Source organism: Corynebacterium marinum DSM 44953 (genome assembly GCF_000835165.1).
Classification (GTDB): Bacteria; Actinomycetota; Actinomycetes; order Mycobacteriales; family Mycobacteriaceae; genus Corynebacterium; species Corynebacterium marinum.
The window spans coordinates 1,304,090-1,325,102 of sequence record NZ_CP007790.1 but is presented as its reverse complement, the minus strand read 5'-3'; the positions used below and the strand labels follow the sequence as shown (position 1 = coordinate 1,325,102).

Sequence of the window (21,013 nt, the reverse complement as noted above, 5' to 3'; positions counted from 1 at the left end):
CATTTCCTCTTCAATGAACTGAGATGTTCGATACTGCGGACGATCTACCCCGGTCAAGGCAGCCGCACCCCAGCAGAACGCGGTGGTTCTTATCCCATACTAGGGTTTCGTACCAACGACCGTTGCGATTCTAACAGTACGGGCGTTTTGTTTTTGGTATTCCGCGGTGCCGGAGCGGCGCGCCACCACCCCCGCCACACCCGCGACCGATATAACCGACAGTGACAGGCAATGAACGGCAGCGTTCGAGAGCCGCCGTACTGCAGCAATTCCCGAGGAAAGTGGTCCGCACACGATGATTCCCGCCGACGTCGACCTGGACGATCTTGCCCGCCAGCTGGGTGAGGACTCTGTCGCATTCGGCGCATTCGTGCCCGCCGGGAAGTCGACGGAGCTCGAACCCGGACTCCTCGACGCCGTCGCCCACGCAGAGGCCACCGACTTCGGGTCGTTGGGGGTCGTGGTCCTGGAGCGTGCCCCGGCCCACGCTCCGGACATGCGCGACGTGGCGCAGGAGCTGCTGATGGGCACGGACCTGGACACGGTCATCGTCCGGGCCCCGTTCTCCGGCGCCGCCGTCAGCGACGTGCACTCACGTGCGGACCTGGAGGCGGCGCAGTACCCGTACTTCGGCAATGCCGACCTGGTCGGCGCCACCCGCCAGTTCGTCGACGACGTCAACGCGGCAACGGTCGGCTGGCCCTTCACTGCCATTGCCATCGTGCTTGCCGTCGTGATCACCTCCACCTTCACAGTGGCCGCGGCGCGGCGGCGTGTGGGGCGCGTTCCGGAGTCAAGCGTCCAGGCCTGACCAAGGGTGGCCTCTTTGTGTCGGGATTGTTACATCCCAGAGAGGCGGCAATCCCGGACCCTGCGTGCAACGTGTGACCATAATCACACTAACGTTACGATTTCGTGACGCTGCAGGTCAGCAATGTCCGAAAAGTCATGCAGCTAACCTTTACTCGGTCAAGAATTGATGGAAGTTGGGTTACGGAACAGTCTCGTGTTCTATGGTGCTCCTATCGGCTCACGGGCCGGTGAGGGTCCCCGGTTACTTCAGGCGCTTCCACTAACCGTCATCGTCCGGGCATGCGGGGAAGCACGCCGCGCGCGGAGCGGGGATAGCAACGCCTGATTGTGCGGAGGGGCCCTCCCGCCCGTGCGCCTTGACCGATGGACAATCGACCCGACACTGCCTGGTCAAGTACGCACACTTGACCTGGCGGGTTCGCGAGGAGGACGCGTGGTTTCCACCGCTTTCAACCGTGCAGGTATACGCACGGTTCTCGCCACTGCGCTCTGCGCAGCGGCCCTGACCACCTTCACTCCCGCAGTCGGCACAGCCACTCCCGCGGCCACCGGGACCGCCGCGGCCGAGGCGACCGGCCTGGTGGGGGACGTCACCCGCGCCCAGTCCGAGATGGACCGTCTGGCGCTGGAGATCGGCGGGCTCCACGAAGAGGTCAACAAGGCGCTGGTCGATCTGCACGACGCGCAGGGCACCGCGGAACAGGCCAGGCAGGCCGTCCTCGCGGCACGGGCGGAGCTGGACGAGACGCAGGGCAAGATCGAGGAAGCTCAGCAGCGACTCGACGAGATCTCCCGTGCGGCCTACCGGCGGACGACGACCCCGCCGGCGGTGGCCACCCTCGCCGGCGAGGACGCCTCCAACGACTCGCTGGACCGCCAGACCTATCTGCGCACCAACGCAGAGAAGCAGCGCGCCGCGATCGACGAGCTAGACCAGCTGCGCACTGAACAGGCCAACCGCGAATCCCAGCTCCGGCTGGCACGCGACCTCGCCGAGCAGCGCGAGGCCAGGGCGATCACCCGGGAGACGGACGCACGGGCGGCCATCGAACGGAACAACGGTCAGATCGGCGTCCTCACGGCGGAGCGCGACCGCCTCGCCGCCGAGCGGGATGCCGCGCAGGGCCAGCTGGACGCGGCGCGCGACGAGATCGCCGCGGGCAACGCCGTCCAGCAGGATGCGCAGGAGTACCGGGCGGCTGAGTCCGCCCGCAAGGCCGCCGAAGACGTGGCGGCAGCAGACACCGAGGCTGCCGACGACGCCCGCCGCGTAGCCGAAGAGGAAGCGGCCGCATCCGAGGCCGCCGGCGTTGAGGCGGAGGCGGCGGAGGTCGCCGCCGAAAGTGCCGCCCGCGAGGTTGAGCAGCAGCAGGAACGCGAATCCGCGGCCCGGCGGGCGGCGGAAGAGGCGGCCGAGGCGGCCGAGGCAGCGGCGCAGGAAGCGGAAGCGGCTCGCCAGGCCACCGAACGGCAGGCGGCAGAGGACGCTGCGGCGAAGGCCGCGGAAGCCGCCCGCGAACTCGAGGAGCGCCAGAAGGCCGCCGCCGAGGCGGAGGCTCAGGCTGAGCTCGAGCGTCAGGACCGCGAACGTCGGGAAGCGGAGGCTCAGGCCGCCGCCGAGGCTGCCCGCCAGGCGGCGGAGGAGGTGCGTGCCCGGGAGCAGGCGCAGGAGAGGGCCGAGCAGGAGGCCGCCGAGGCGGCACGCCGGGAGGCTGAGGCACAGTTGTTCCGCGACGCGGCCACCGCCGCCGCTGTGGCGGCCGCCGCGGCTGTCGTCGCGCAGTCGCAGCCGGACCACGCCACGCTGGACAACCCGTACCCGTCCGTCGCGGACGAAGAGTCCGCACCGGCGGATATCGCCGCCGTCCAGAACCCGGACGCGCTGGCCGAGGATGTCGAGGACGCGTCGGCATCCGCTGATGTGACGACGGCGCCGGTCGTCGACACGCTCGAGGAGATCACCGGGCAGGCGGCCGAGGAGGTCGCCGCGATCGGCGACCGCAGCGCCCAGATCGAAGCCGTCATCGCCCGGGCGGAGTCCCAGATCGGAATGCCTTATGCCTGGGGCGGTGGCAACGCCAGCGGCCCGACCCGGGGCATCCGCGACGGCGGAGTGGCGGACTCGCACGGCGACTTCAACAAGATCGGTTTCGACTGCTCCGGCCTCACCCTCTACGCCTTCGCGGGCGCGGGCATCGCGCTGCCGCACTACACCGGCTACCAGTACAACCACGGCACGAAGGTCGACCCCAGCCAGATGGAGCGCGGCGACCTCATCTTCTACGGCCCCGGCGGTAGCCACCACGTGGCGATCTACCTGGGTGACGGCATGATGCTGGAGGCCCCGAACTCCGGTTCCGTGGTCAAGAAGTCGCCGGTCCGCTGGTCGGGCATGACCCCGCACGCGGTCCGCCTCATCTGATCGATCTGATCGCGCGGCGGTGCCCTACGCCACATACCGTCACCGGGCCCATCAACCTGAGGGTTGATACTCTTGGCCCATGACTGATGAACATGGCTTCGACGCCCTCCTCGTACTGTCCTTCGGCGGCCCCGAAGGCAACGAGGAGGTTGTTCCTTTTCTGGAGAACGTCACCCGCGGCCGGGGTATCCCGCGTGAGCGCCTGGAGCAGGTCGGCGAGCACTACTTCCACTTCGACGGGGTGAGCCCGATCAACCGGCTCAACCGGGAGATCATCGGCAACCTGGAGAAGGAGCTCGCGGCACGGGGCAAGGATCTGCCGGTGTACTTCGGCAACCGTAACTGGCACCCCTTCGGCGAGGACACCGCGGAGCAGATGGCGGCGGACGGGGTTCGGCGGGCACTGGTCTTCGCCACCTCCGCCTGGGGAGGCTACTCCGCCTGCCTCCAGTACCACGAGGACATCCGCCGGATGATCGCCCGGCTGGAGGAGAAGGGGCTCGAACCGATCGAGTTCACCAAGCTGCGCCAGTTCTACGACCACCCGACCTTCGTCCGTCTCATGGCCGAATTCGTGCGCGAGGCCTACGGGAAGATCCCCGCCGAGCGGCTGGAGGCCACCCGTCTCCTCTTCACCGCCCATTCAGTGCCCACCGCCGCTGACGAGGCGGCCGGCGGGCCGACCGACCCGCACCTGTACTCGCGTCAGGTGGCGGAGGCCTCCCGCCTCATCGCCGAAGCCGCAGGCGTGTCCGACTACGACCTCGTGTGGCAGTCACGCTCCGGAAACCCGCGCACCCCGTGGCTGGAGCCCGACGTGGTGGACCACACCACCCTTCTCGCGGAGCAGGGGACCACGGCCGTGGTCGTCTGCCCCGTCGGCTTCATCTCCGATCACATGGAGGTCATCTGGGACCTGGACACCGAGCTTGTCGACGCCGCCCGGGACCTCGACGTCCTCGTCGAGCGCACCCGCACCGCGGGCCCGGAGCAGGAGTTCGCCGGGATGGTGGTGGACATCGTGGACGAGCTGGTGAACAACTCCGCGCGCGCCGGCCTGGGCGACGTCACCGTCCAGGGCTGCACGGTCAACGGAGCGGCCTGCCGCCCGGGCTGCTGTCAGGTCAGCCGCCCGAACTCGCGCACCGAGTAGGCCACACCCGCCATCCGGGCGGCGCGGATGTGCCGCCACAGGGCCAGCAGCTCCGGGTCGATGCGGTGGTCGCCCATCCGGCCGGTGACTGTTTCGACGATCGCCGCCACGCGGTCCGCCCGCGCGAACAACTTCGCGGCCCGGACCGGCGCCGCGGAGGGCAACCCCGGAGTGTCGTAGAAATCCGCCAGGGTGCCCACCGTCAGGCGCGGCGAGTTCAGCGCATCCGACCGGTACCCGGAGGCCTGCACCAGTCGGGCGGCCTCGTTGGTGGCCTGGGTGAGCAGCTGGTCGGCCTCCCCGGGGCTCAACCAGGCGGGCGCCGGCAGCGGCTGCTCCTCCACGAACCACTGCCAGTTCCCGCCTGAGTCGGGGACGAGGATGTGGGAGGTGAGCGGGTCGGCGTCGCGGAGCACGAGGGCGCCCGCCCCGCTTCTCGACGCCGCCTCCGCCGCCGCGCTGCCCGCCCGCAGGGCGGGCGCCTCGCCCGGCCCCGACAGCACCAGGCGGAGCACCGGCTCCTCTCCCGCCAGGACTCCGCCGGCCACCTGGCGGATGTCGCGGAGCACCCCGGTGAGCCCTTCGCCACCCAGGTCGGTGAGGGCGTCGATGAGATTGTCCGTGGCCTCCAGGCCGTGGAGCCACGCTCCGAGCCAGACGGCGGTGTTCTGCAGCGGGGACCAGACTTCGGCGCGGATGTTCATGGCGGGGGAGTGTAGCCGATAGAATTGCCGGCCATGAGCTTCCGTGACCCCTACCGCGGCGACATCCTCGCCGGACACGCCCGTTCCCGCCCCCGCGAGTACCCGAAGGTCGAGGCCACTCCCGGCCTGGTGGTCGAAGTCCGCGGAGAAGACTACGTGGGGGCGGTGGTGGGCTGGGAGCGGACCTACGACGGAGAATTCGTCCGGCTCGAGGACCGTCGCGGGGTGAAACGCCTGTTCCAGCTGGTGTCCGGAGGGTTCCTGCTGGACGGGCAGCCCGTGACCCTCGTCCGGCACATCCCGAAGAAACCGCAGGCCCCGCGCAAGTCGAACTCCGGTTCGCGGCGCGTGGAGAACGTAGAGGCTAAGGTCGCCGCGCCCTCCCGCATCTGGGTGGAGGGCGTCCACGACGCCGCGATCGTCGAGAAGGTGTGGGGCCACGACCTGCGGGTGGAAGGGGTCGTGGTCGAGTACCTCGAGGGGCTGGACAACCTCGAGTCCCGCCTCGCGGAGTTCGGGCCGGGCGCGGGCCGGCGGGTGGGCGTACTCGCGGACCACCTCGTCGAGGGCTCCAAGGAGTCCCGCATGACGCAGTCCGTCGGTGAGCACGTGTTGGTCACCGGGCACCCCTTCATCGATGTCTGGGCGGCCGTCAAACCTTCAGCCGTGGGGATCCGTGCGTGGCCGGAGGTGCCCTACGGGGAGGACTGGAAGACCGGTGTGTGCCGGCGGCTCGGCTGGTCCGATCCCCGCGAGGGTTGGAACAGGGTCTACTCCTCCGTCTCCAGTTTCCGCGACCTGGACTCCACCCTCATCGGCGCGGTGGAGCGGCTCGTCGACTTCGTCACCACACCGGGACTGAAGAAGTCCGACCTGATGTAGCGCCCGTTGGTACGTTGGGTCACGTGGGAGCAATCATCTGGTTCATCGCAGCGCTCGTCCTCGCCGGCCTCGAGCTGGCGGTGGGGGAGATGACGCTGCTCATGCTCGCCGGCGGCGCCCTCGCTGCGGCGGGCGTCTCCCTGGCGGGTGCCCCGCTGTGGGCGTCGGTGGTGGCCTTCGCCGTCGCGTCCTTCGGCCTGCTCGTCTTCCTGCGGCCTATTCTGCGCCGCCGGTTGCAGGCCCCGAAGACCCTGGACACCTCCGTCCGGGCCCTCGTCGGCGCCACCGCCGAGGTGATTTCCCCGGTCCAGGGCCACGCCGGCCAGGTGCGGCTCGACGGTTCCATCTGGTCGGCCCGTTCACTGGATCCCGCCACGACGTTCGCCGAGGGCGAGCGCGTCACCGTCATCGACATCGACGGCGCGACCGCCGTCGTCTGGAAGGAGCACTAGCCCGTGGAAACCATCGGACTGATCCTCTTGGTGGTGGCGCTCGCCTTCGTGGCGTTCGTCGTCATCAAATCCATCGCCCTGATCCCGCAGGGCGAGGCCGCCGTCATCGAACGCCTCGGCAGCTACACCCGCACCGTCTCCGGCGGGCTGACCCTGCTCGTGCCCTTCATCGACCGGGTCCGCGCCCGCATCGACACCCGCGAGCGGGTCGTGTCCTTCCCGCCGCAGGCCGTCATCACACAGGACAACCTGACCGTCGCCATCGATATCGTGGTGACCTTCCAGATCAACGACCCCGCCAAGGCGATCTACGGCGTGGACAACTACATCGTGGGCGTCGAGCAGATCTCCGTGGCCACGCTCCGCGACGTCGTCGGCGGAATGACCCTGGAGGAGACGCTCACTTCCCGCGACACCATCAACCGCCGCCTGCGCGGCGAGCTCGACGCCGCCACCTCGAAGTGGGGTCTGCGCATCAGCCGCGTGGAGCTCAAGGCCATCGACCCGCCGGCGTCCATCCAGCAGTCCATGGAGATGCAGATGAAAGCGGACCGCGAGAAGCGCGCCACGATCCTCACCGCCGAGGGCCGCCGGGAATCCGACATCAAGACCGCCGAGGGCGAGAAGCAGGCCCGCATCCTCTCCGCCGAGGGCGAGAAGCACGCAGCCATCCTCTCCGCTGAGGCGGAGCGCCAGGGGATGATCCTCCGGGCGGAGGGCGAGCGCGCCGCGCGTTACCTGCAGGCCCAGGGCGAGGCCCGCGCCATCCAGAAGATCAATGCCGCCATCAAGGCCTCCAAGCTCACACCCGAGGTGCTGGCCTACCAGTACCTGGAGAAGCTGCCGGAACTCGCCCGGGGTGAGGCCTCCACGATGTGGATGATCCCGTCCCAGTTCGGCGACTCCCTCGAGCAGTTCGCCAAGACCTTCGCCAAGAAGGACGACGAAGGGACCTTCCGTTACGAGCCCTCGCACGTCGACGACGAGACGCGGGAAATGGCGCGGGAGGAGGACACCGAGGACTGGTTCTCCACCGCCTCGGACCCGGAGATCGCCGCCGCCGTCGCGGCCGCCACCGCCGTGGCGAACAAGCCCGTCGACCCGGAGCCGCACGAGATCAAAGCCGTCCGCTCCCGGGTCGAGGACCCGGCCCCTGCCCCCTCCTTCGAGATAGAGCAGCGGGATCCGGAGATCAGCTAGTCGCGGGGGCCGGCGTCGGCACGGGTGAGCAGGTTAACCGCGAGCCGCCAGCCGGCCGTCTCCGCCTGCCACCCGGCCGCCTGCAGGCGCTGGGACATCGCCTGTTTGGAGATGCCCAGTTCCTCGGCGGCCTCATTCTGATTCAGCCCCGAGCGTACCAGGGACGTGGCCTCCCGCCCCTCCGTCGTACGTTTGGCCAGCACGTGGCCCATCAGCGCGAACACGGCGGCGATGTCCTCCGCGAGTGTCGAGGTGCCCTTCGGCAGGGCAGCCACCTTCACCGTGGCCGCGCGGGCGCCGCCCCGCAGCGAACCGGACGCCGTGTCCCGGGTGAGTTGCTCGTCGGAGGTGCCGGGCACGATCCCGATGCCGATGGCCCAGCTGCCGTCCGAGAGCAGTGCCATGACCGTGTCGCACAGAGCCTCGGGGGATTCGACCACCGCGCAGATGTCCTCGACACCCAGCACCTGGAATTCGCCCACCCCGTCCAGGGTGGACAGGGCCTCCGCCGAACGCTTGACCAACAGGGCGCGACGCGCCTCTCTACCTCGGTAGCGGGCATGGACCGCAAGCACCTGACAGACTCCTTCGCACGATGATGTATTACGTTAAGTCTACGGCACAGACTTGACTGGAAGTAGTTGGTCCACCGCGAGTCCCGCCAGGCCCACCACGGCGAGGAATACGGTGAGACCCAGGACGACAGGATCGACGTCGCCCGCCAGCGCATCGCCGAGCACGACCGTGACCACCGTGCCGGGGGCTGACCCCACGAGCGTCGCCAGCGTGAACATGCCGAGCGGAACGCTCGTCAGCGCGGCGGCGTAATTGAGGACCGAGAACGGCACCCCCGCGATCATCCGCAGGCTGGTGACCGCCAGCCAGCCGCGTTCCTCCAGCCGGGTGTTGACGCCCGCGACCGCCGGATGGGACAGCCTGGGTGTCATCCACTCGCCGAGGAGCCCGCGCACGACCACCAGGCTCAGCGCGGCCGACACTGTGGTGGCGGTCAACGCGATGAGGATGCCCTGCCACGGCCCGAAGATGACCCCGCTGGCGAGGGTGAGAATGGTCCGGGGGACGGGGAACTGCGTGATCGTCACATAACCGAGCCAGAAAAGGACGATGAAGGGATCCCCGGCCGCCGCCGCCCACGCGCGCAGCGTCTCGATCGAGGGCACCTCCACGAACAGAGTCACCGCCAGAAATCCGGCGAGGGCGGCCGCCACCGTCAGACGCCGCGGCCAGGACCACTCCATGACGGCCCCCGCACCGTCGCGGATGAGACCCACCACGAACTGCCCGACACGTTTCACGAGGGGTCATTCTACGCCTCCGGCCCGGATCAGCCCCGTGGCCGGCTGCCCGGCTCGTCGATAGACTGGGGCGGGAGAGAATCCCCACAAGTCAGGAGACACCATGGCAGATCTGCGCACCGACCACGGCCCCAACCCCTACGTGCTGGACATCGAGAATGTGACCACGCAGAATGAGGCGTTCCGTGACACCCTGTGGACCGGAAAGTTTCTCCAGATGACCGTCATGGCCATCCCCGCCGGCGGCGAGATTGGCGCCGAGATCCACGACGACCACGACCAGTTCCTCCGCCTGGAGGCGGGGCAGGGCCGCATCATGATCGGAGACAGCGAGGACGACCTCGACGTCGATCAGGTGGTGGAGGATGATTTCGCCATCTTCGTGCCCGCGGGCAAGTGGCACAACTTCATCAACGAGGGGGAGGAGACAGTGAAGCTCTACTCCATCTACGCCGCCCCCGACCATCTCCCGGGCACCCACCACGAGACGAAGGCCGACGCGGACAATGATCCGAACGAGTAGCGCCGGATAATCTACCCCGGGTAACCGGGGGAATAGAAATGTAGCGGCCCACACATTATGTGTGGGCCGCTACATTTTAACTGTGCCCGGAGGGGGACTTGAACCCCCACGTCCGTTAGTAGGACACTAGCACCTCAAGCTAGCGCGTCTGCCATTCCGCCACCCGGGCCGGGTGATTTTTCACTCTGTTGTGCGCCACCCTCTCGGCTGGGCACTTGCATTACTGTAGCCCTACTCCCTTAAAACGCACAAATCGGCAGGTCAAAGGTAGTTACAGAGCTGTAAGGCGGACATTTTCCGGGCGCCTGGCGGGGAAGTCCGGAAAAGTCGGGGGCACCGCCCCGTTTCCTCGGGTACAACGGAAGGCATGAGCAACTACGCGGATGATTCCCGCTTCCCCGGCCCGGATCCTTACGCACCACTCAAGGATCTCCCTTCCTTTCCGTTGACCTCCCGAGACCTGCACAGCGGCGGCGAGTGCGCGGAGGAGCAGTGCGCACCGGCGAACGTGTCGCCGCACCTCGCATGGTCGGACCTTCCCGAGGGCACGAAGTCCCTCGCGGTGACCTGCCTCGACCCGGACGCCCCGACGGGGTCGGGTTACTGGCACTGGGCGGCGTTCAACATTCCCGTTTCGGTCGACGAGCTGCCGACCGGCGCGGGCTCGCGGGAGGACCTGGGCATTGAGGGGGTGGTGTCGCTGGTCAACGACGCCGGGGTGAGGACCTACTACGGTGCGAACCCGCCCGCCGGCCATGCGCCGCACCGCTACCTGTTCGCAGTGCATGCTGTGGATGTCGAAAAACTGGACATCGACCCGGATTCCTCGCCGACAGTGTTGGGCTTCAACCTGCATTTTCATGCTCTCGGCCGTGCCATCCTCTGGGGCTGGTACGAGAACAAGTAGTCTCTGAAGATCATGAGCCAAAAGAACTCCGGCCCCGAGCCGACTTTCCGTGTGCCGCTGGCACTGCGTGTGGGCGGCGCCTTCATGGCGCTGGCCGTTGCCCTGCTGGTGTTCGCTGTGGTCGCGGTGTTCTCGGACGGATGGATGGCACCGTACGTGGTGACGCCGCGTTTCCTGGCCATCCTCGTGGCCGCGATGATTCTGGGCGCCTTTGCCACTATCCGCCGGGATCAGGCGGCGAGCCGTACGCAGGTCATCGCGTTGATCATCGCGTTGGCGCTGGTGATTCTCACGCGCTTTTTCCCGAACGAGGGGATCTACGTGATGGCGCAGTACTGGCTGGCCATGTACGCGGTGGCGGCGTTCCTGTCGGGCCTGGTGATCCGCCGGGCGCTGATCCCCAAGGCCTGACCCCGCCGCAGGGGATAAACAGGGCGGCCCGCAGCAGGAAGATGCTGCGGGCCGCCCTGCGGCACGTCTAGGTCGTGTTACGAAAGTCGCTTGAGCCAGTACCGGATCACCGCTACCTGAACAGTGGCCTCGAAGTGCACCGCTAACTTGTCGAAACGGGTGGCACACCCACGGTGCTGCTTGATCCGGTTGATCCCCCGTTCCACGGTGTTGCGGCGCCGGTAGGCTGCGGTGTCGAAAGCAGGGGGTCGGCCACCGGCCGATCCCCTGCGCCGACGGTTCGCGACCTGATCCTTCGGCTGGGAAATCGTGGCCTTGATGCCCCTCGATCTCAGATACTTGCGGTTGGCGCGTGAAGAATACGCCTTGTCCGCCAGCACCCGCTCGGGTCGTTTCCGCGGCCGACCACGCCCGGTGGACGGCACCCGGATCTTCTCCAGTACCGGCACCATCTGCGGCCCATCTCCTGCCTGACCAGGGGTGATCACCACCGACATCACCCCGCAGTCCGCGTCGGTACCGACGTGGATCTTCGTTGACCACCCGCCCCGGGATCGTCCGAAGCCATGATGGGCCGGCTCCCCCGAGTGCCGGGTGACACTGTCCTTGCGCGCACCTGCGGCGTGGACATGCCCGCGGGTGGTCGTGGAATCGACGCTGACCTCCCAGGAGAGCTTTCCGGTGTGCTGGGCCTGGGCAAGCAACCGGGTATGCACGTCCTGCCACACCCCGTCAGCCCTGAGCCGGACGAACAGGTGGTAGATCCGCCACCACGGTCCGTAGCGTTCGGGGACGTCGCGCCAGGGGCAGCCGGTACGGATACGGAAGAAGATGCCGTTGACCAGGGATCGTAAGCCCCAGGTGCGGGGTCGGCCCCGGCATGACGGGGCGGGCAGGAGTGTGGCGAGCAGGGTCCATTCGGCGTCGGTGAGGTCATGCCGGGCCGAGGGCGGTAAAGTAGGCAACGAGGGTTTCCTTGCAAGCGTTGATGATTAGACACCAACACCGTGCGCTGGGAAACCCTCGCTTGTGTTTAAGACACGCCGGTGTCACTCACCGGACTTTCGCAACACGACCTAAGGCCGTGACGGGTTGTTCAGCCACTCCAGGCCGGAACCGACTGCCTCGGTGATGTTGCTGAGTCCGTGGCGCTGGATCTGATGGGCGATGCCGCGGTGGATGTCGCGGATCCAGTCCGGGCCGCCGTAGATGAAGCCGGTGTAGCCCTGCAGGAGGGTGGCTCCGGCGGTGATGCGCTCCCAGGCCTGCTGGGGGGTGGAGATGCCGCCGACGGAGATGAGCACAAGCCGGTCGCCGACCTTGGCGCGCAGGCGCTTGAGCACCTCGAGGGAGCGCTCTGCGACGGGCGGGCCGGAGATGCCGCCGGCGCCCATGGCCTCGACCTCGGCGGCCGGGGTGCTCAGGCCCGCGCGGGAGATGGTCGTGTTGGTCGCGACGATGCCCGCCAGCCCCAGCTCGAGTGCCAGGTCGGCGACTGCGTCGACGTCCTCGTCGGAGAGGTCCGGGGCGATCTTCACCAGGACCGGGGTGGAGGTGGCCTCCTGGACGGCCGTGAGGATCGGGCGCAGTGTCTCCACCGCCTGGAGGTCCCGGAGGCCGGGGGTGTTGGGGGAGGAGACGTTGACCACGAGGAAGTCCGCGAGGTCGCCGAGGAGGGAGGCGGAGCGGCGGTAGTCATCGACGGCCTCCTCGGCCGGGACGACCTTGGTCTTGCCGATGTTGATTCCGATGACGTCGTCGGACTTCCGGCGGCGGAGGTTCTCGGCGGCGACGGCGGCGCCCTCGTTGTTGAAGCCCATCCGGTTGAGGATCGCCTTGTCGGCACGCAGGCGGAACAGGCGGGGGGTGGGGTTGCCGTCCTGCGGTGAGGCGGTGACGGTGCCGAGCTCCGCGTAGCCGAAGCCGAGGGCGGTCCAGGTGTCGGCGGCGGAGGCGTTCTTGTCGAAGCCGGCGGCCAGGCCCAGCGGGCGTGGGACGGTGCGTCCGAAGACCTCCTGGGCGAGCGCGGGGTCGTGGACCTGCGTAATCTTGCCCATCGCCCGGTTGAGGGGGCCTGCGGCCTGGAGGATGCCCAGGCCGTCGCTGATGATTCCGTGGATGCGCTCCGGTGGGAGGGTGAACATGAGCTTGAGCGCCTGCTGGTAGGCGGAGTGTCGCAGAGTCAAGGCTGTGATCCTTACTGGGAGGTGAGTTCGGGGTTGTCGATGACCTGCAGGCCCCCGCCGGTGGCTGAGGCCAGGACGAGGGTGCCGTCCTCGAGGACGACGACGTTCTGGGCGTCGGCGACGGTATTGAGCAGAACCCGCCGCTCGGGGGTGCCGGAGGAGATGTCGAAACCGGCCAGAGTGTTTGTTCCGGTGGAGGCGATCCAGGCGAGGTTGCGGCCGGCGTCCCAGTCGACCCCCCACGGGCTGTCGTCGACGGGGCTGGTCTGGTGGAGGCGGATGACGTCGGTGGCGGTGTAGATGGCCAGCTGGTCGCCGAGGTTGTCGGAGACGATCACCAGGCCGTTCTCGCCGGCGGCGATCCGCCCGACGCCGAGACCCACGCGCAGCGTGCCGCCCTGCTCGCCGTCGCGCCAGTGGATGTCCTGGATGGTGGTGTTGGCGTGGTTGGTGCGCACGACGGCGTCGTCCCCGTCTCCGCGCGGCACAGAGATGAGCTGGCTGGTGTTGCCCGCGACGGTGATCGTCTCGAGCGGCTCCTCCGAATCCTGCCCGAAGACGAGGACCTGGTCGGATTCGGAGTTGCCCACGACCAGCTCCCCGGTGGAGGTCAGCGTGGCGCCGAGGGCCGGCGCGGCATCTGTCCCGGCGAGGCTGCGCTTGTCGACGCCGCCCGTAGCGGCGTCGACAAGCAGCACCTCCTCGCGGCAGGCGAGGACGAAGGTGTCCGCAGACGCGGTGAGGTCGCCGCAGTTCTCGGGGACAGCCACCTCTGTGACGTCGCCGGACTCGAACTGGTCGACGGTGCCCAGCGCGAGGGTCCCCGCGGAGCGCAGGCCGAGTGTGTCGCCGGCGGCCTCGAGGTCGGTGGCCGCGGAGTAGCCGGCCGCCAGTTCAACGACACGGCCGGCGGGGTCCGCGGCCGGGGGAGAGGCTTCCGCCACGGCGTCGCCCATCTCGGGCGCCTCGTCGCCCGGTTCGGCGCTGCAGGCCGCCAGGAGAAGGGTCGAGGCGGTCAATGCCGCCAGGGCTGTCAGTCGTCCGGCTTTCACGGAACATGAGCCTATCAGCGGGAGACGTCGTCCAATGCCTTGACGATGGCCCTGGGCAGGACGGTGTCGGTGACCTGCAGCAGTTGCCGCAGCTGGGCGGAGCTGCCGGCTCCCACCACGGCGGACGACACCCCGGCGCGGTCCCTGGCCCAGGCTAGGGCGACGACGGCCGGGGGAAGGCCCAGGCCGTCCGCGGCGGTGGTCAGGGCGTCGACGATGGTGTGCGCCTTGCCGCCGAGGCGGGCGTGGACCTCGGCGCGCACTCCGTGGGGGAGGGTGCTGCGGTAACGGCCGGTGAGGACCCCCTGGGCCAGGGGCGCGGCGGCGATGACACCCACCCCCAGGTGGCGGGCGGCGGGGATGAGCTCCTCCTCGATCTCGGGTGAGCAGGGAATACTCATGCTGGGTGGCGACGATCCGGGGGGCGGAATGCCCCGCGGCGGTCACCGCCAGCTGCCAGCCCGCGTAGTCCCGCACGCCGGCGTACCGGGTCCGGCCGGTCCGGATGGCCCAGTCGATGGTGTCGGCGACCTCCGCCGGTGGGGTCCGCTCGTCCCAGTACGCGACGGACCAGAGGTCGAGGTGGTCGGTGCCCAGGGCCTGCAGCGTCGCGTCGAGCTGGTGCATGAGGGCCCGGCGGGAACAGTCCACCCGCCGTCCCACCGGCGAGCGCGGGGCGATCCCGGCGGAGGAGGAGAGGACCAGGCGCTCGCGGGGCACGTCGGCGGCCGCGAGGACCTCCGACAGCACCTGCTGGGCGCGGCCCTGCGCGTAGCTGGGGGAGGAGTCGATCAGGGTGCCGCCGGCGTCGAGGTACTCCCGCAGGATGACCTGGGCTTCGGCCAGCTGGGTGGACTCGCCCCACGTGGCTGTGCCCAGGCCGATGTCGGAGACCCGGAGTCCGCTGAAGCCGACCAATCGCTGTTTCACCCCCACCACAGTAGTAGTACGGTGGTCCGGGTGAATGACGTGACCATCCTCGCCGCGGCCACAGATGCGGCGGCCGCTTCCCCTGATCAGATGTCCTGGCTGCAGGTCATCGTCCTGTCCATCGTGCAGGGTGTGACCGAATTCCTGCCGGTCAGCTCCTCCGGCCACCTGCGGATCGTCTCGGAGCTCTTCTGGGGGGTCGACGCCGGCGCCTCGTTCACCGCGGTCGTCCAGCTGGGCACCGAATTGGCGGTGCTGGTGTTCTTCGCCAGGGACATCTGGCAGATCCTCACCGGCTGGTTCCGCGGCCTGTTCGACAAGGAGCGCCGTGGATTCCACTACCGAATGGGCTGGATGGTCATCGTCGGCACCATTCCGGTGGCGGTTCTCGGGTTCTTCGGCCGCGACCTCATCCGGGAGGGGCTGCGCAACCTGTGGATCACCGCGACCGTGCTGGTGCTGTTCTCCTTCGTGTTCATCCTCGCCGAGAAGATGGGCAAGAAGGACCGCAACTTCGACGAACTCACCATGAAAGACGCGGTCGTCATGGGCCTGGCCCAGTGCCTGGCGCTGATTCCGGGCGTCTCCCGCTCGGGCGGCACGGTTTCCGCCGGCCTCTTCCTCAACCTGGACCGCGAGGTGGCCACCCGATTCAGCTTCCTGCTGGCCATCCCGGCGGTGCTGGCCTCCGGCCTGTTCTCCCTGCCGGACGCCTTCGCCCCGCAGGCCGGCCAGTCGGCCACCGCGCTGCAGCTGCTGGCCGGCACCGGCGTCACCTTCATCCTCGGCTACATCTCCATCGCCTGGCTGCTGAAGTTCGTCGCCCACCACTCCTTCTCCTGGTTCGCGGCCTACCGTATCCCGGTCGGCCTGCTCGTCATGGGGCTGCTGGCCTTCGGGGTCCTGCAGCCGGTCTAACCTCCCGGATGGGTCCCGCAATGGTCGTCCGTTAGAGTGTTGGGCATGCGTTCATGGCCACAACCTGAGGTGCCGCGGGTCAGCGGCACTCCCGTCCCCCTCTCCCTCTTCGACACCGCGGACGGAGTCGTCCGTCCAGTGGAGGCCGAGGACACCGCGGGGATGTACGTCTGCGGCATCACCCCTTACGACTCCACCCACCTGGGCCACGCAGCCACGTACCTCACCTTCGACCTGGTCCACCGGCTGCTGCTCGACCAGGGCCTGGCGGTCCACTACGTGCAGAACATCACCGACGTCGACGACCCGCTGTTCGAGCGGGCCGACCGCGACGGCGTGGACTGGCGGGACCTGGGCGACGGCCAGATCGAGCTGTTCCGCTCCGACATGGCCCAGCTGCGGGTGATCCCGCCGCGCGACTACATCGGCGCAATCGAGTCGGTCGACGAGGTCGTCGAGCTGGTCGGCAAGCTTCTCGACGCCGGTGCCGCCTACGTCGTCGACGACCCGGACTACCCCGACGTGTACGCCTCCATCCAGGCCACGGAGAACTTCGGCTACGAGTCCAACTACGACCGCGCCACCATGGAGTCCCTCTTCGCCGAGCGGGGCGGCGATCCGGAGCGCCCCGGCAAGCGCGACCCCCTCGACGCCCTGGTGTGGCGGGCACACCGGGACGGCGAACCCGCCTGGGATTCCCCCTTCGGTGCAGGCCGCCCCGGCTGGCACATCGAGTGTTCCGCCATCGCCACCAACCGCCTCGGCGGATCCTTCACCCTCCAGGGCGGCGGCAGCGACCTCATCTTCCCTCACCACGAGTTCTCCGCCGCGCACGCCGAGGCAGGCCTCGGCGTCGACCGCATGGCCGGCCACTACGTGCACTCGGGGATGATCGGCCTGGACGGGGTGAAGATGAGCAAGTCCCTCGGCAACCTCGTGTTCGTGCACCGCCTCACCGCCGCCGGCCACGAGCCCGCGGCAATCCGGCTCGGTGTATTCGCCTCCCACTACCGCTCCGACCGGGACTGGTCCGAACGGGTGCTGGCGGACGCTGAAGCCCGCCTGGCGACCTGGCGCAGCGCCCTGGCGGACGCGGGCTCCCTGGCGGGGGCGCAGGCCCTCGTCCAGGACCTGCGGCAGCATCTGGCCGCCGACCTGGACACCCCGGGGGCGCTGGCCGCCGTTGACGCCTGGGCCGCCGCTGACCGTGGTCCGACCGAGGACGGCGCCGCCGATCTGGTGCGCGGGGCGCTCGATGCCCTGTTGGGCGTGCAGGCCGGATAATTTTCGGGGACAATGACCACCATGACCATCCGCGCCGAATTCCAGCCGACCGTCGACGAATTCATCTCGACCCTCCACTCCTTCGCCACCGGTGATTACCTCAAGCCCGACGAGAAGGAGTTCTGGGACGAGCCCTTCGATCCGAAGGTGCTCCCCGAGCTGAAGAAGATCCTGGAGAAGCTGCTCGACGCCCTCGATGTCCTCCCCGCCGACCCGTCCGCAGAGATGCTGGTGAAGGTCGTCCAGGTCACCGTGGACAACCTCATCGAGTTCAACACGAAAAACCACGATGCGGTGCTCGAGCCGGAAGAGATGGCCGAGCTCAACGAACTGATCCATGACGCCTCCGCCGCCACCGGCGCGGAAGACGAGGCACTCGCCGAACTGCCGGAGATCGATTAACACCTCATTCACCCCCGCCCCCGCCGCCATCTTCTGGGACATGGACGGCACCCTCGTCGACACCGAGCCCCTGTGGGAGCGGTTCACCTATGAGCTCAGCGAGCGCATGGGGCGTCGACTGACCCCCGCTCTGCGGGAGACCACGATCGGCGGCAGTTTCGGCCACACCGTCCGGGTGTGCGCCGACCATGCCGGCGTCACCGTCACCGAGGACGACCATCCGATCTACCGCGCGTTCATGTACGAGCGGATGGCGGAACTCATGGACGCCGAACTCGCCCCGAATCCGGGGGTGACCCGGCTGCTGGGCGACTTGTCCGGCCGTGACCTGCCGATGCTGGTGACCACCAACACCGAACGGGTGCTGGCGGACCTGTCCATCGCTGCCGTCGGCAGTCACTTCTTCGCGGGTTCAGTCGCCGGCGACGAGGTGCCACGGCCCAAGCCCGCACCGGACATGTACCTGCGGGCGGCGGAGAAGGTGGGCGCGCACCCCTCGGACTGTCTCGTGTTCGAGGACTCGGTCACGGGGATGACCGCTGCCGTGGCGGCCGGCTGCAGGGTGATCGGCCTGCCCTGGTATGCCGACACGGTGGTTCCCGAGGGGGTCGTGACGCTCGATTCGCTGCACGGCCGCAACGATTTCGAGGGTGTGGACGCCGCCACGGTCTTCGACTGGTTCCACCAACTGAAGCGCTGAGGGAGGGGGCATGGAATAATGTCCCGTCGTGAAGAACTTTGACTCCCTGTTTGCCGAACTCGCCGATCGTGCCGCCTCCCGCCCTGAGGGCTCCGGGACCGTGGAAGCCCTGGACAAGGGCGCCCATCACATCGGCAAGAAGATCATCGAGGAGGCCGGGGAGGTCTGGATCGCGGCCGAGTACCAGTCGGACGAGGAACTCGCCGCAGAGATGAGCCAGCTCATCTACTGGACCCAGGTCATGATGGTCGCCCGCGGACTGACTCCCGACGACATCTACAAGAACCTCTAGGAGACCACCATGATCAAGATCGCAGTCCCCAACAAGGGGTCCCTGTCCGAGGCGGCCGTGGAGATCCTGCGGGAGGCCGGTTACAAGGGCCGCCGCGACACCAAGGCGCTCAACGTCTTCGACAAGGTCAACGACGTGGAGTTCTTCTTCCTCCGCCCGAAGGACATCGCCATCTACGTGGCCAGCGGCAAGCTCGACCTGGGCATCACCGGCCGCGACCTGGCCCGGGACTCCCGCGCAGAGGTGACCGAGGTGCTCTGCCTCGGCTTCGGCGGCTCCACCTTCCGCTACGCCGCCCCGGCGGATGAGATCTGGACGGTGGAGGATCTCGCGGGCAAGCGCATCGCCACGTCCTACCCGAACCTCGTGCGAGACGATCTTGCGGCCCGCGGCCTGGAGGCGGAGGTCATCCGTCTCGACGGTGCAGTGGAGATCTCCATCAAGCTGGGCGTCGCCGACGCCATCGCGGACGTGGTGTCCACCGGCAACACCCTGCGCCAGCAGGGGCTGGCCCCGTTCGGCGAGCCGCTGGTCTCCTCCGAGGCCGTCATCGTCGGCCGCAAGGGGGTGGAGCCGACCCCCGAGCAGAAGGTGGTGCTGCGGCGCATCGAGGGCATCCTGCACGCGCAGAACTACCTCATGCTCGACTACAACGTCTCCCGCGAGAAGCTCGCGGTGGCCTCCGAGATCACCCCGGGACTGTCAGGCCCGACGGTGTCCCCGCTGGCGCGCGAGGACATGGTCGCGGTGCGGGCGCTGGTGCCGATCAAGCGCGCCAACGCCATTATGGACCAGCTCTCCGAGTTGGGCGCCGAGGCCATCCTCGCGTCCGAGTTGCGCATCGCACGCATCTGACTCTCCCGGCCGGCCCGGGCGGTGTCAGAGTGATCTGGGTTACCATGGGCACATGAGTCTTTAAGGATTCATTGCCCGAGCTCTAAGAGTGAGAGGAACCCACATCACCATGGCGAAACCCACGGAGGAGTCCACCGATTTCTCTGCCGCCCCGTCCGCTGAGACCCAGTCGAAGACGATCGCCCGCAAGACCCGCACCGAGGAGGATCTCCTCGGCCGGCTGGAGGTTCCGGCGGACGCCTACTACGGCATCCACACGATGCGCGCGCTGGAGAACTTCCAGATCTCGCGCACCACGATCAATCATGTGCCCGAGTTCATCATCGGTCTGGTGCACGTGAAAAAGGCCGCGGCGATGGCCAACCGCCAGCTGCACACGCTGCCGCCGAAGAAATACGAGGCCATCCTGTGGGCCTGCGACCAGATCCTCCGCGAAGGACGGTGCATGGACCAGTTCCCGCTCGACGTGTTTCAGGGCGGCGCCGGCACTTCGGTGAACATGAACGTCAACGAGGTCCTCGCGAACCTCGCCCTGGAGTACCTGGGGGAGGAGAAGGGCAGCTACGACGTCATCAACCCGAATGACGACGTCAACATGTCCCAGTCGACCAACGACGCTTACCCGACGGGGTTCCGCCTCGGCCTCTACGCCACCCTCAACCAGCTGATCCGTCAGATGGAGGCGCTGCAGCGCTCGTTCCGTGAGAAGGGTCGCGAGTTCCAGGACATCCTCAAGATGGGCCGCACCCAGCTGCAGGACGCCGTGCCCATGACCCTGGGCGACGAGTTCAACGCCTTCGCCTACAACCTCGCGGAGGAGCAGGCTGTCCTGCGCAACGCCGCCGACCGGCTGCTGGAGATCAACCTGGGCGCCACGGCCGTGGGCACCGGCGTGAACACGCCCCCCGGCTACCGCCACCAGGTCACGGCGACGCTGGCCGAGGTCACCGGCCTGGAGATCAGGTCGGCGCTCGACCTCATCGAGGCGACGAGCGACACCGGCGCCTACGTCCACGCGCACTCCGCGGTGAAGCGCACGGCGATGAAACTGTCGAAGATCTGCAACGACCTGCGGCTGCTGTCCTCCGGTCCGCGGGCCGGCCTCAACGAGATCAACCTGCCGCCGCGCCAGGCCGGGTCCTCGATCATGCCGGGCAAGGTCAACCCCGTCATTCCCGAGGTGGTCAACCAGGTCTGTTTCAAGGTGTTCGGCAACGACCTCACCGTGACGATGGCCGCCGAGGCCGGCCAGCTGCAGCTCAACGTGATGGAGCCGGTCATCGCAGAGTCGTTGTTCCAGTCCATCCGGATCCTGGGCAACGCCGCGACCACCCTGCGCGAGAAGTGCGTCGTGGGCATCACCGCCAACCCCGAGGTGTGCCGCGCCCACGTGGAGAACTCCATCGGCATCATCACCTACCTCAACCCGTTCATCGGCCACCACAACGGTGACCTGGTGGCCCGCGAGGCCGCCGAGACGGGCCGCTCGGTCAAGGAGATCGTCCTCGAGCGCGGCCTGCTGGATCCGGACACCCTGGAGAAGGTGCTGAGCAAGGAGAACCTCATGCACCCGGTGTTCCGGGGTCAGCTGTACATCGAAGGCTAGGGATA

22 protein-coding genes, 1 tRNA gene and 1 pseudogene are annotated in these 21,013 nt (G+C 68.2%); 16 read left to right on the top strand and 8 right to left on the bottom strand.

Annotated elements, in window-relative coordinates:
• Positions 1-295: 295 nt before the first annotated feature.
• The 3 genes from B840_RS12865 to B840_RS06355 all read left to right on the top strand — a co-directional run bounded on the left by B840_RS12865 (position 296) and on the right by B840_RS06355 (position 4,388).
• Positions 296-811: an Rv1476 family membrane protein gene (locus B840_RS12865; protein ID WP_052491113.1), complete on the top strand. Its 516-nt coding sequence runs from the start codon at positions 296-298 to the stop codon at positions 809-811.
• 435 nt (positions 812-1,246) lie between these two features.
• The gene (locus B840_RS06360; protein ID WP_229676628.1) at positions 1,247-3,235 is read left to right on the top strand and encodes a DIP1281 family NlpC/P60 protein; all 1,989 of its coding nucleotides are present in this window, start codon (positions 1,247-1,249) and stop codon (positions 3,233-3,235) included.
• 79 nt (positions 3,236-3,314) lie between these two features.
• Positions 3,315-4,388: a ferrochelatase gene (locus B840_RS06355; protein ID WP_042621452.1), complete on the top strand. Its 1,074-nt coding sequence runs from the start codon at positions 3,315-3,317 to the stop codon at positions 4,386-4,388.
• On the opposite strand, the gene B840_RS06350 is transcribed toward B840_RS06355, so the two are convergent.
• A complete protein-coding gene (locus B840_RS06350; RefSeq protein WP_042621451.1) occupies positions 4,355-5,092 on the bottom strand; it encodes a hypothetical protein in 738 nt (245 codons plus the stop codon). The two genes, B840_RS06355 and B840_RS06350, sit on opposite strands and share 34 nt — an antisense overlap.
• A gap of 33 nt (positions 5,093-5,125) precedes the next feature.
• Between B840_RS06350 and B840_RS06345 the strand changes: the two genes are divergently transcribed.
• The 3 genes from B840_RS06345 to B840_RS06335 are packed head-to-tail and all read left to right on the top strand — an operon-like array spanning position 5,126 to position 7,626.
• Positions 5,126-5,974: a DUF3097 domain-containing protein gene (locus B840_RS06345; protein ID WP_042621450.1), complete on the top strand. Its 849-nt coding sequence runs from the start codon at positions 5,126-5,128 to the stop codon at positions 5,972-5,974.
• Between the two features lie 23 nt (positions 5,975-5,997).
• Entirely contained in the window at positions 5,998-6,426 is a 429-nt protein-coding gene (locus B840_RS06340) for an NfeD family protein (RefSeq protein WP_156971858.1), read from the top strand.
• A 12-nt stretch (positions 6,427-6,438) separates the two neighbouring features.
• A complete protein-coding gene (locus tag B840_RS06335) occupies positions 6,439-7,626 on the top strand; it encodes an SPFH domain-containing protein (protein ID WP_042622569.1) in 1,188 nt (395 codons plus the stop codon).
• Here the strand turns inward: B840_RS06335 and B840_RS06330 are convergent.
• Both B840_RS06330 and B840_RS06325 read right to left on the bottom strand, forming a co-directional pair.
• On the bottom strand, positions 7,623-8,201 hold the full coding sequence (locus B840_RS06330; protein WP_042621449.1) for a hypothetical protein: 579 nt from the start codon (positions 8,199-8,201) through the stop codon (positions 7,623-7,625). The two genes, B840_RS06335 and B840_RS06330, sit on opposite strands and share 4 nt — an antisense overlap.
• A gap of 39 nt (positions 8,202-8,240) precedes the next feature.
• Complete coding sequence (locus tag B840_RS06325; RefSeq protein ID WP_084603081.1) at positions 8,241-8,885, bottom strand: TVP38/TMEM64 family protein; 645 nt, start codon at positions 8,883-8,885, stop codon at positions 8,241-8,243.
• Between the two features lie 160 nt (positions 8,886-9,045).
• On the opposite strand from B840_RS06325, the gene B840_RS06320 reads away from it, so the two are divergent.
• On the top strand, positions 9,046-9,465 hold the full coding sequence (locus tag B840_RS06320; RefSeq protein ID WP_042621447.1) for a cupin domain-containing protein: 420 nt from the start codon (positions 9,046-9,048) through the stop codon (positions 9,463-9,465).
• Between the two features lie 83 nt (positions 9,466-9,548).
• Here B840_RS06320 and B840_RS06315 read toward each other — a convergent pair.
• Positions 9,549-9,634: transfer RNA gene (locus B840_RS06315), tRNA-Leu, on the bottom strand.
• 198 nt (positions 9,635-9,832) lie between these two features.
• On the opposite strand from B840_RS06315, the gene B840_RS06310 reads away from it, so the two are divergent.
• Together B840_RS06310 and B840_RS06305 are read left to right on the top strand one after the other, a co-directional pair.
• Entirely contained in the window at positions 9,833-10,372 is a 540-nt protein-coding gene (locus tag B840_RS06310; RefSeq protein WP_042621446.1) for a YbhB/YbcL family Raf kinase inhibitor-like protein, read from the top strand.
• 12 nt (positions 10,373-10,384) lie between these two features.
• The gene (locus tag B840_RS06305) at positions 10,385-10,783 is read left to right on the top strand and encodes a hypothetical protein (RefSeq protein ID WP_042621445.1); all 399 of its coding nucleotides are present in this window, start codon (positions 10,385-10,387) and stop codon (positions 10,781-10,783) included.
• Positions 10,784-10,860: 77 nt separating this feature from the next.
• Here the strand turns inward: B840_RS06305 and B840_RS06300 are convergent, their stop codons facing one another.
• The 4 genes and pseudogenes from B840_RS06300 to B840_RS06285 all read right to left on the bottom strand — a co-directional run bounded on the left by B840_RS06300 (position 10,861) and on the right by B840_RS06285 (position 14,951).
• The gene (locus tag B840_RS06300; RefSeq protein WP_042621444.1) at positions 10,861-11,748 is read right to left on the bottom strand and encodes an IS5 family transposase; all 888 of its coding nucleotides are present in this window, start codon (positions 11,746-11,748) and stop codon (positions 10,861-10,863) included.
• Positions 11,749-11,859: 111 nt separating this feature from the next.
• Positions 11,860-12,978, bottom strand: coding sequence for a quinone-dependent dihydroorotate dehydrogenase (locus B840_RS06295; RefSeq protein ID WP_169745289.1), 1,119 nt, complete (start codon positions 12,976-12,978; stop codon positions 11,860-11,862).
• 2 nt (positions 12,979-12,980) lie between these two features.
• Positions 12,981-14,021 (bottom strand): NHL repeat-containing protein, encoded by a 1,041-nt coding sequence (locus B840_RS06290; RefSeq protein WP_229676645.1) that lies wholly within the window; start codon positions 14,019-14,021, stop codon positions 12,981-12,983.
• A 14-nt stretch (positions 14,022-14,035) separates the two neighbouring features.
• A pseudogene (locus B840_RS06285) lies at positions 14,036-14,951 on the bottom strand (aldo/keto reductase).
• A 90-nt stretch (positions 14,952-15,041) separates the two neighbouring features.
• Here B840_RS06285 and B840_RS06280 point away from each other — a divergent pair.
• The 7 genes from B840_RS06280 to aspA all read left to right on the top strand — a co-directional run bounded on the left by B840_RS06280 (position 15,042) and on the right by aspA (position 21,008).
• Positions 15,042-15,869: an undecaprenyl-diphosphate phosphatase gene (locus tag B840_RS06280; protein ID WP_084603080.1), complete on the top strand. Its 828-nt coding sequence runs from the start codon at positions 15,042-15,044 to the stop codon at positions 15,867-15,869.
• 45 nt (positions 15,870-15,914) lie between these two features.
• Positions 15,915-17,153, top strand: coding sequence for a cysteine--1-D-myo-inosityl 2-amino-2-deoxy-alpha-D-glucopyranoside ligase (gene mshC, locus B840_RS06275; protein WP_042621442.1), 1,239 nt, complete (start codon positions 15,915-15,917; stop codon positions 17,151-17,153).
• A 21-nt stretch (positions 17,154-17,174) separates the two neighbouring features.
• A complete protein-coding gene (locus B840_RS06270; protein WP_042622566.1) occupies positions 17,175-17,555 on the top strand; it encodes a hypothetical protein in 381 nt (126 codons plus the stop codon).
• Positions 17,491-18,255, top strand: a complete 765-nt coding sequence (locus B840_RS06265; protein WP_342341960.1) for an HAD family hydrolase — start codon at positions 17,491-17,493, stop codon at positions 18,253-18,255. Before B840_RS06270 ends, B840_RS06265 begins: the two co-directional genes overlap by 65 nt.
• Positions 18,256-18,283: 28 nt before the next feature.
• Positions 18,284-18,547: a phosphoribosyl-ATP diphosphatase gene (locus tag B840_RS06260; RefSeq protein ID WP_042621440.1), complete on the top strand. Its 264-nt coding sequence runs from the start codon at positions 18,284-18,286 to the stop codon at positions 18,545-18,547.
• A gap of 9 nt (positions 18,548-18,556) precedes the next feature.
• Complete coding sequence (hisG, locus tag B840_RS06255) at positions 18,557-19,402, top strand: ATP phosphoribosyltransferase (RefSeq protein ID WP_042621439.1); 846 nt, start codon at positions 18,557-18,559, stop codon at positions 19,400-19,402.
• Between the two features lie 109 nt (positions 19,403-19,511).
• Positions 19,512-21,008 (top strand): aspartate ammonia-lyase, encoded by a 1,497-nt coding sequence (gene aspA, locus B840_RS06250; RefSeq protein ID WP_042621438.1) that lies wholly within the window; start codon positions 19,512-19,514, stop codon positions 21,006-21,008.
• Positions 21,009-21,013 lie beyond the last annotated feature (5 nt).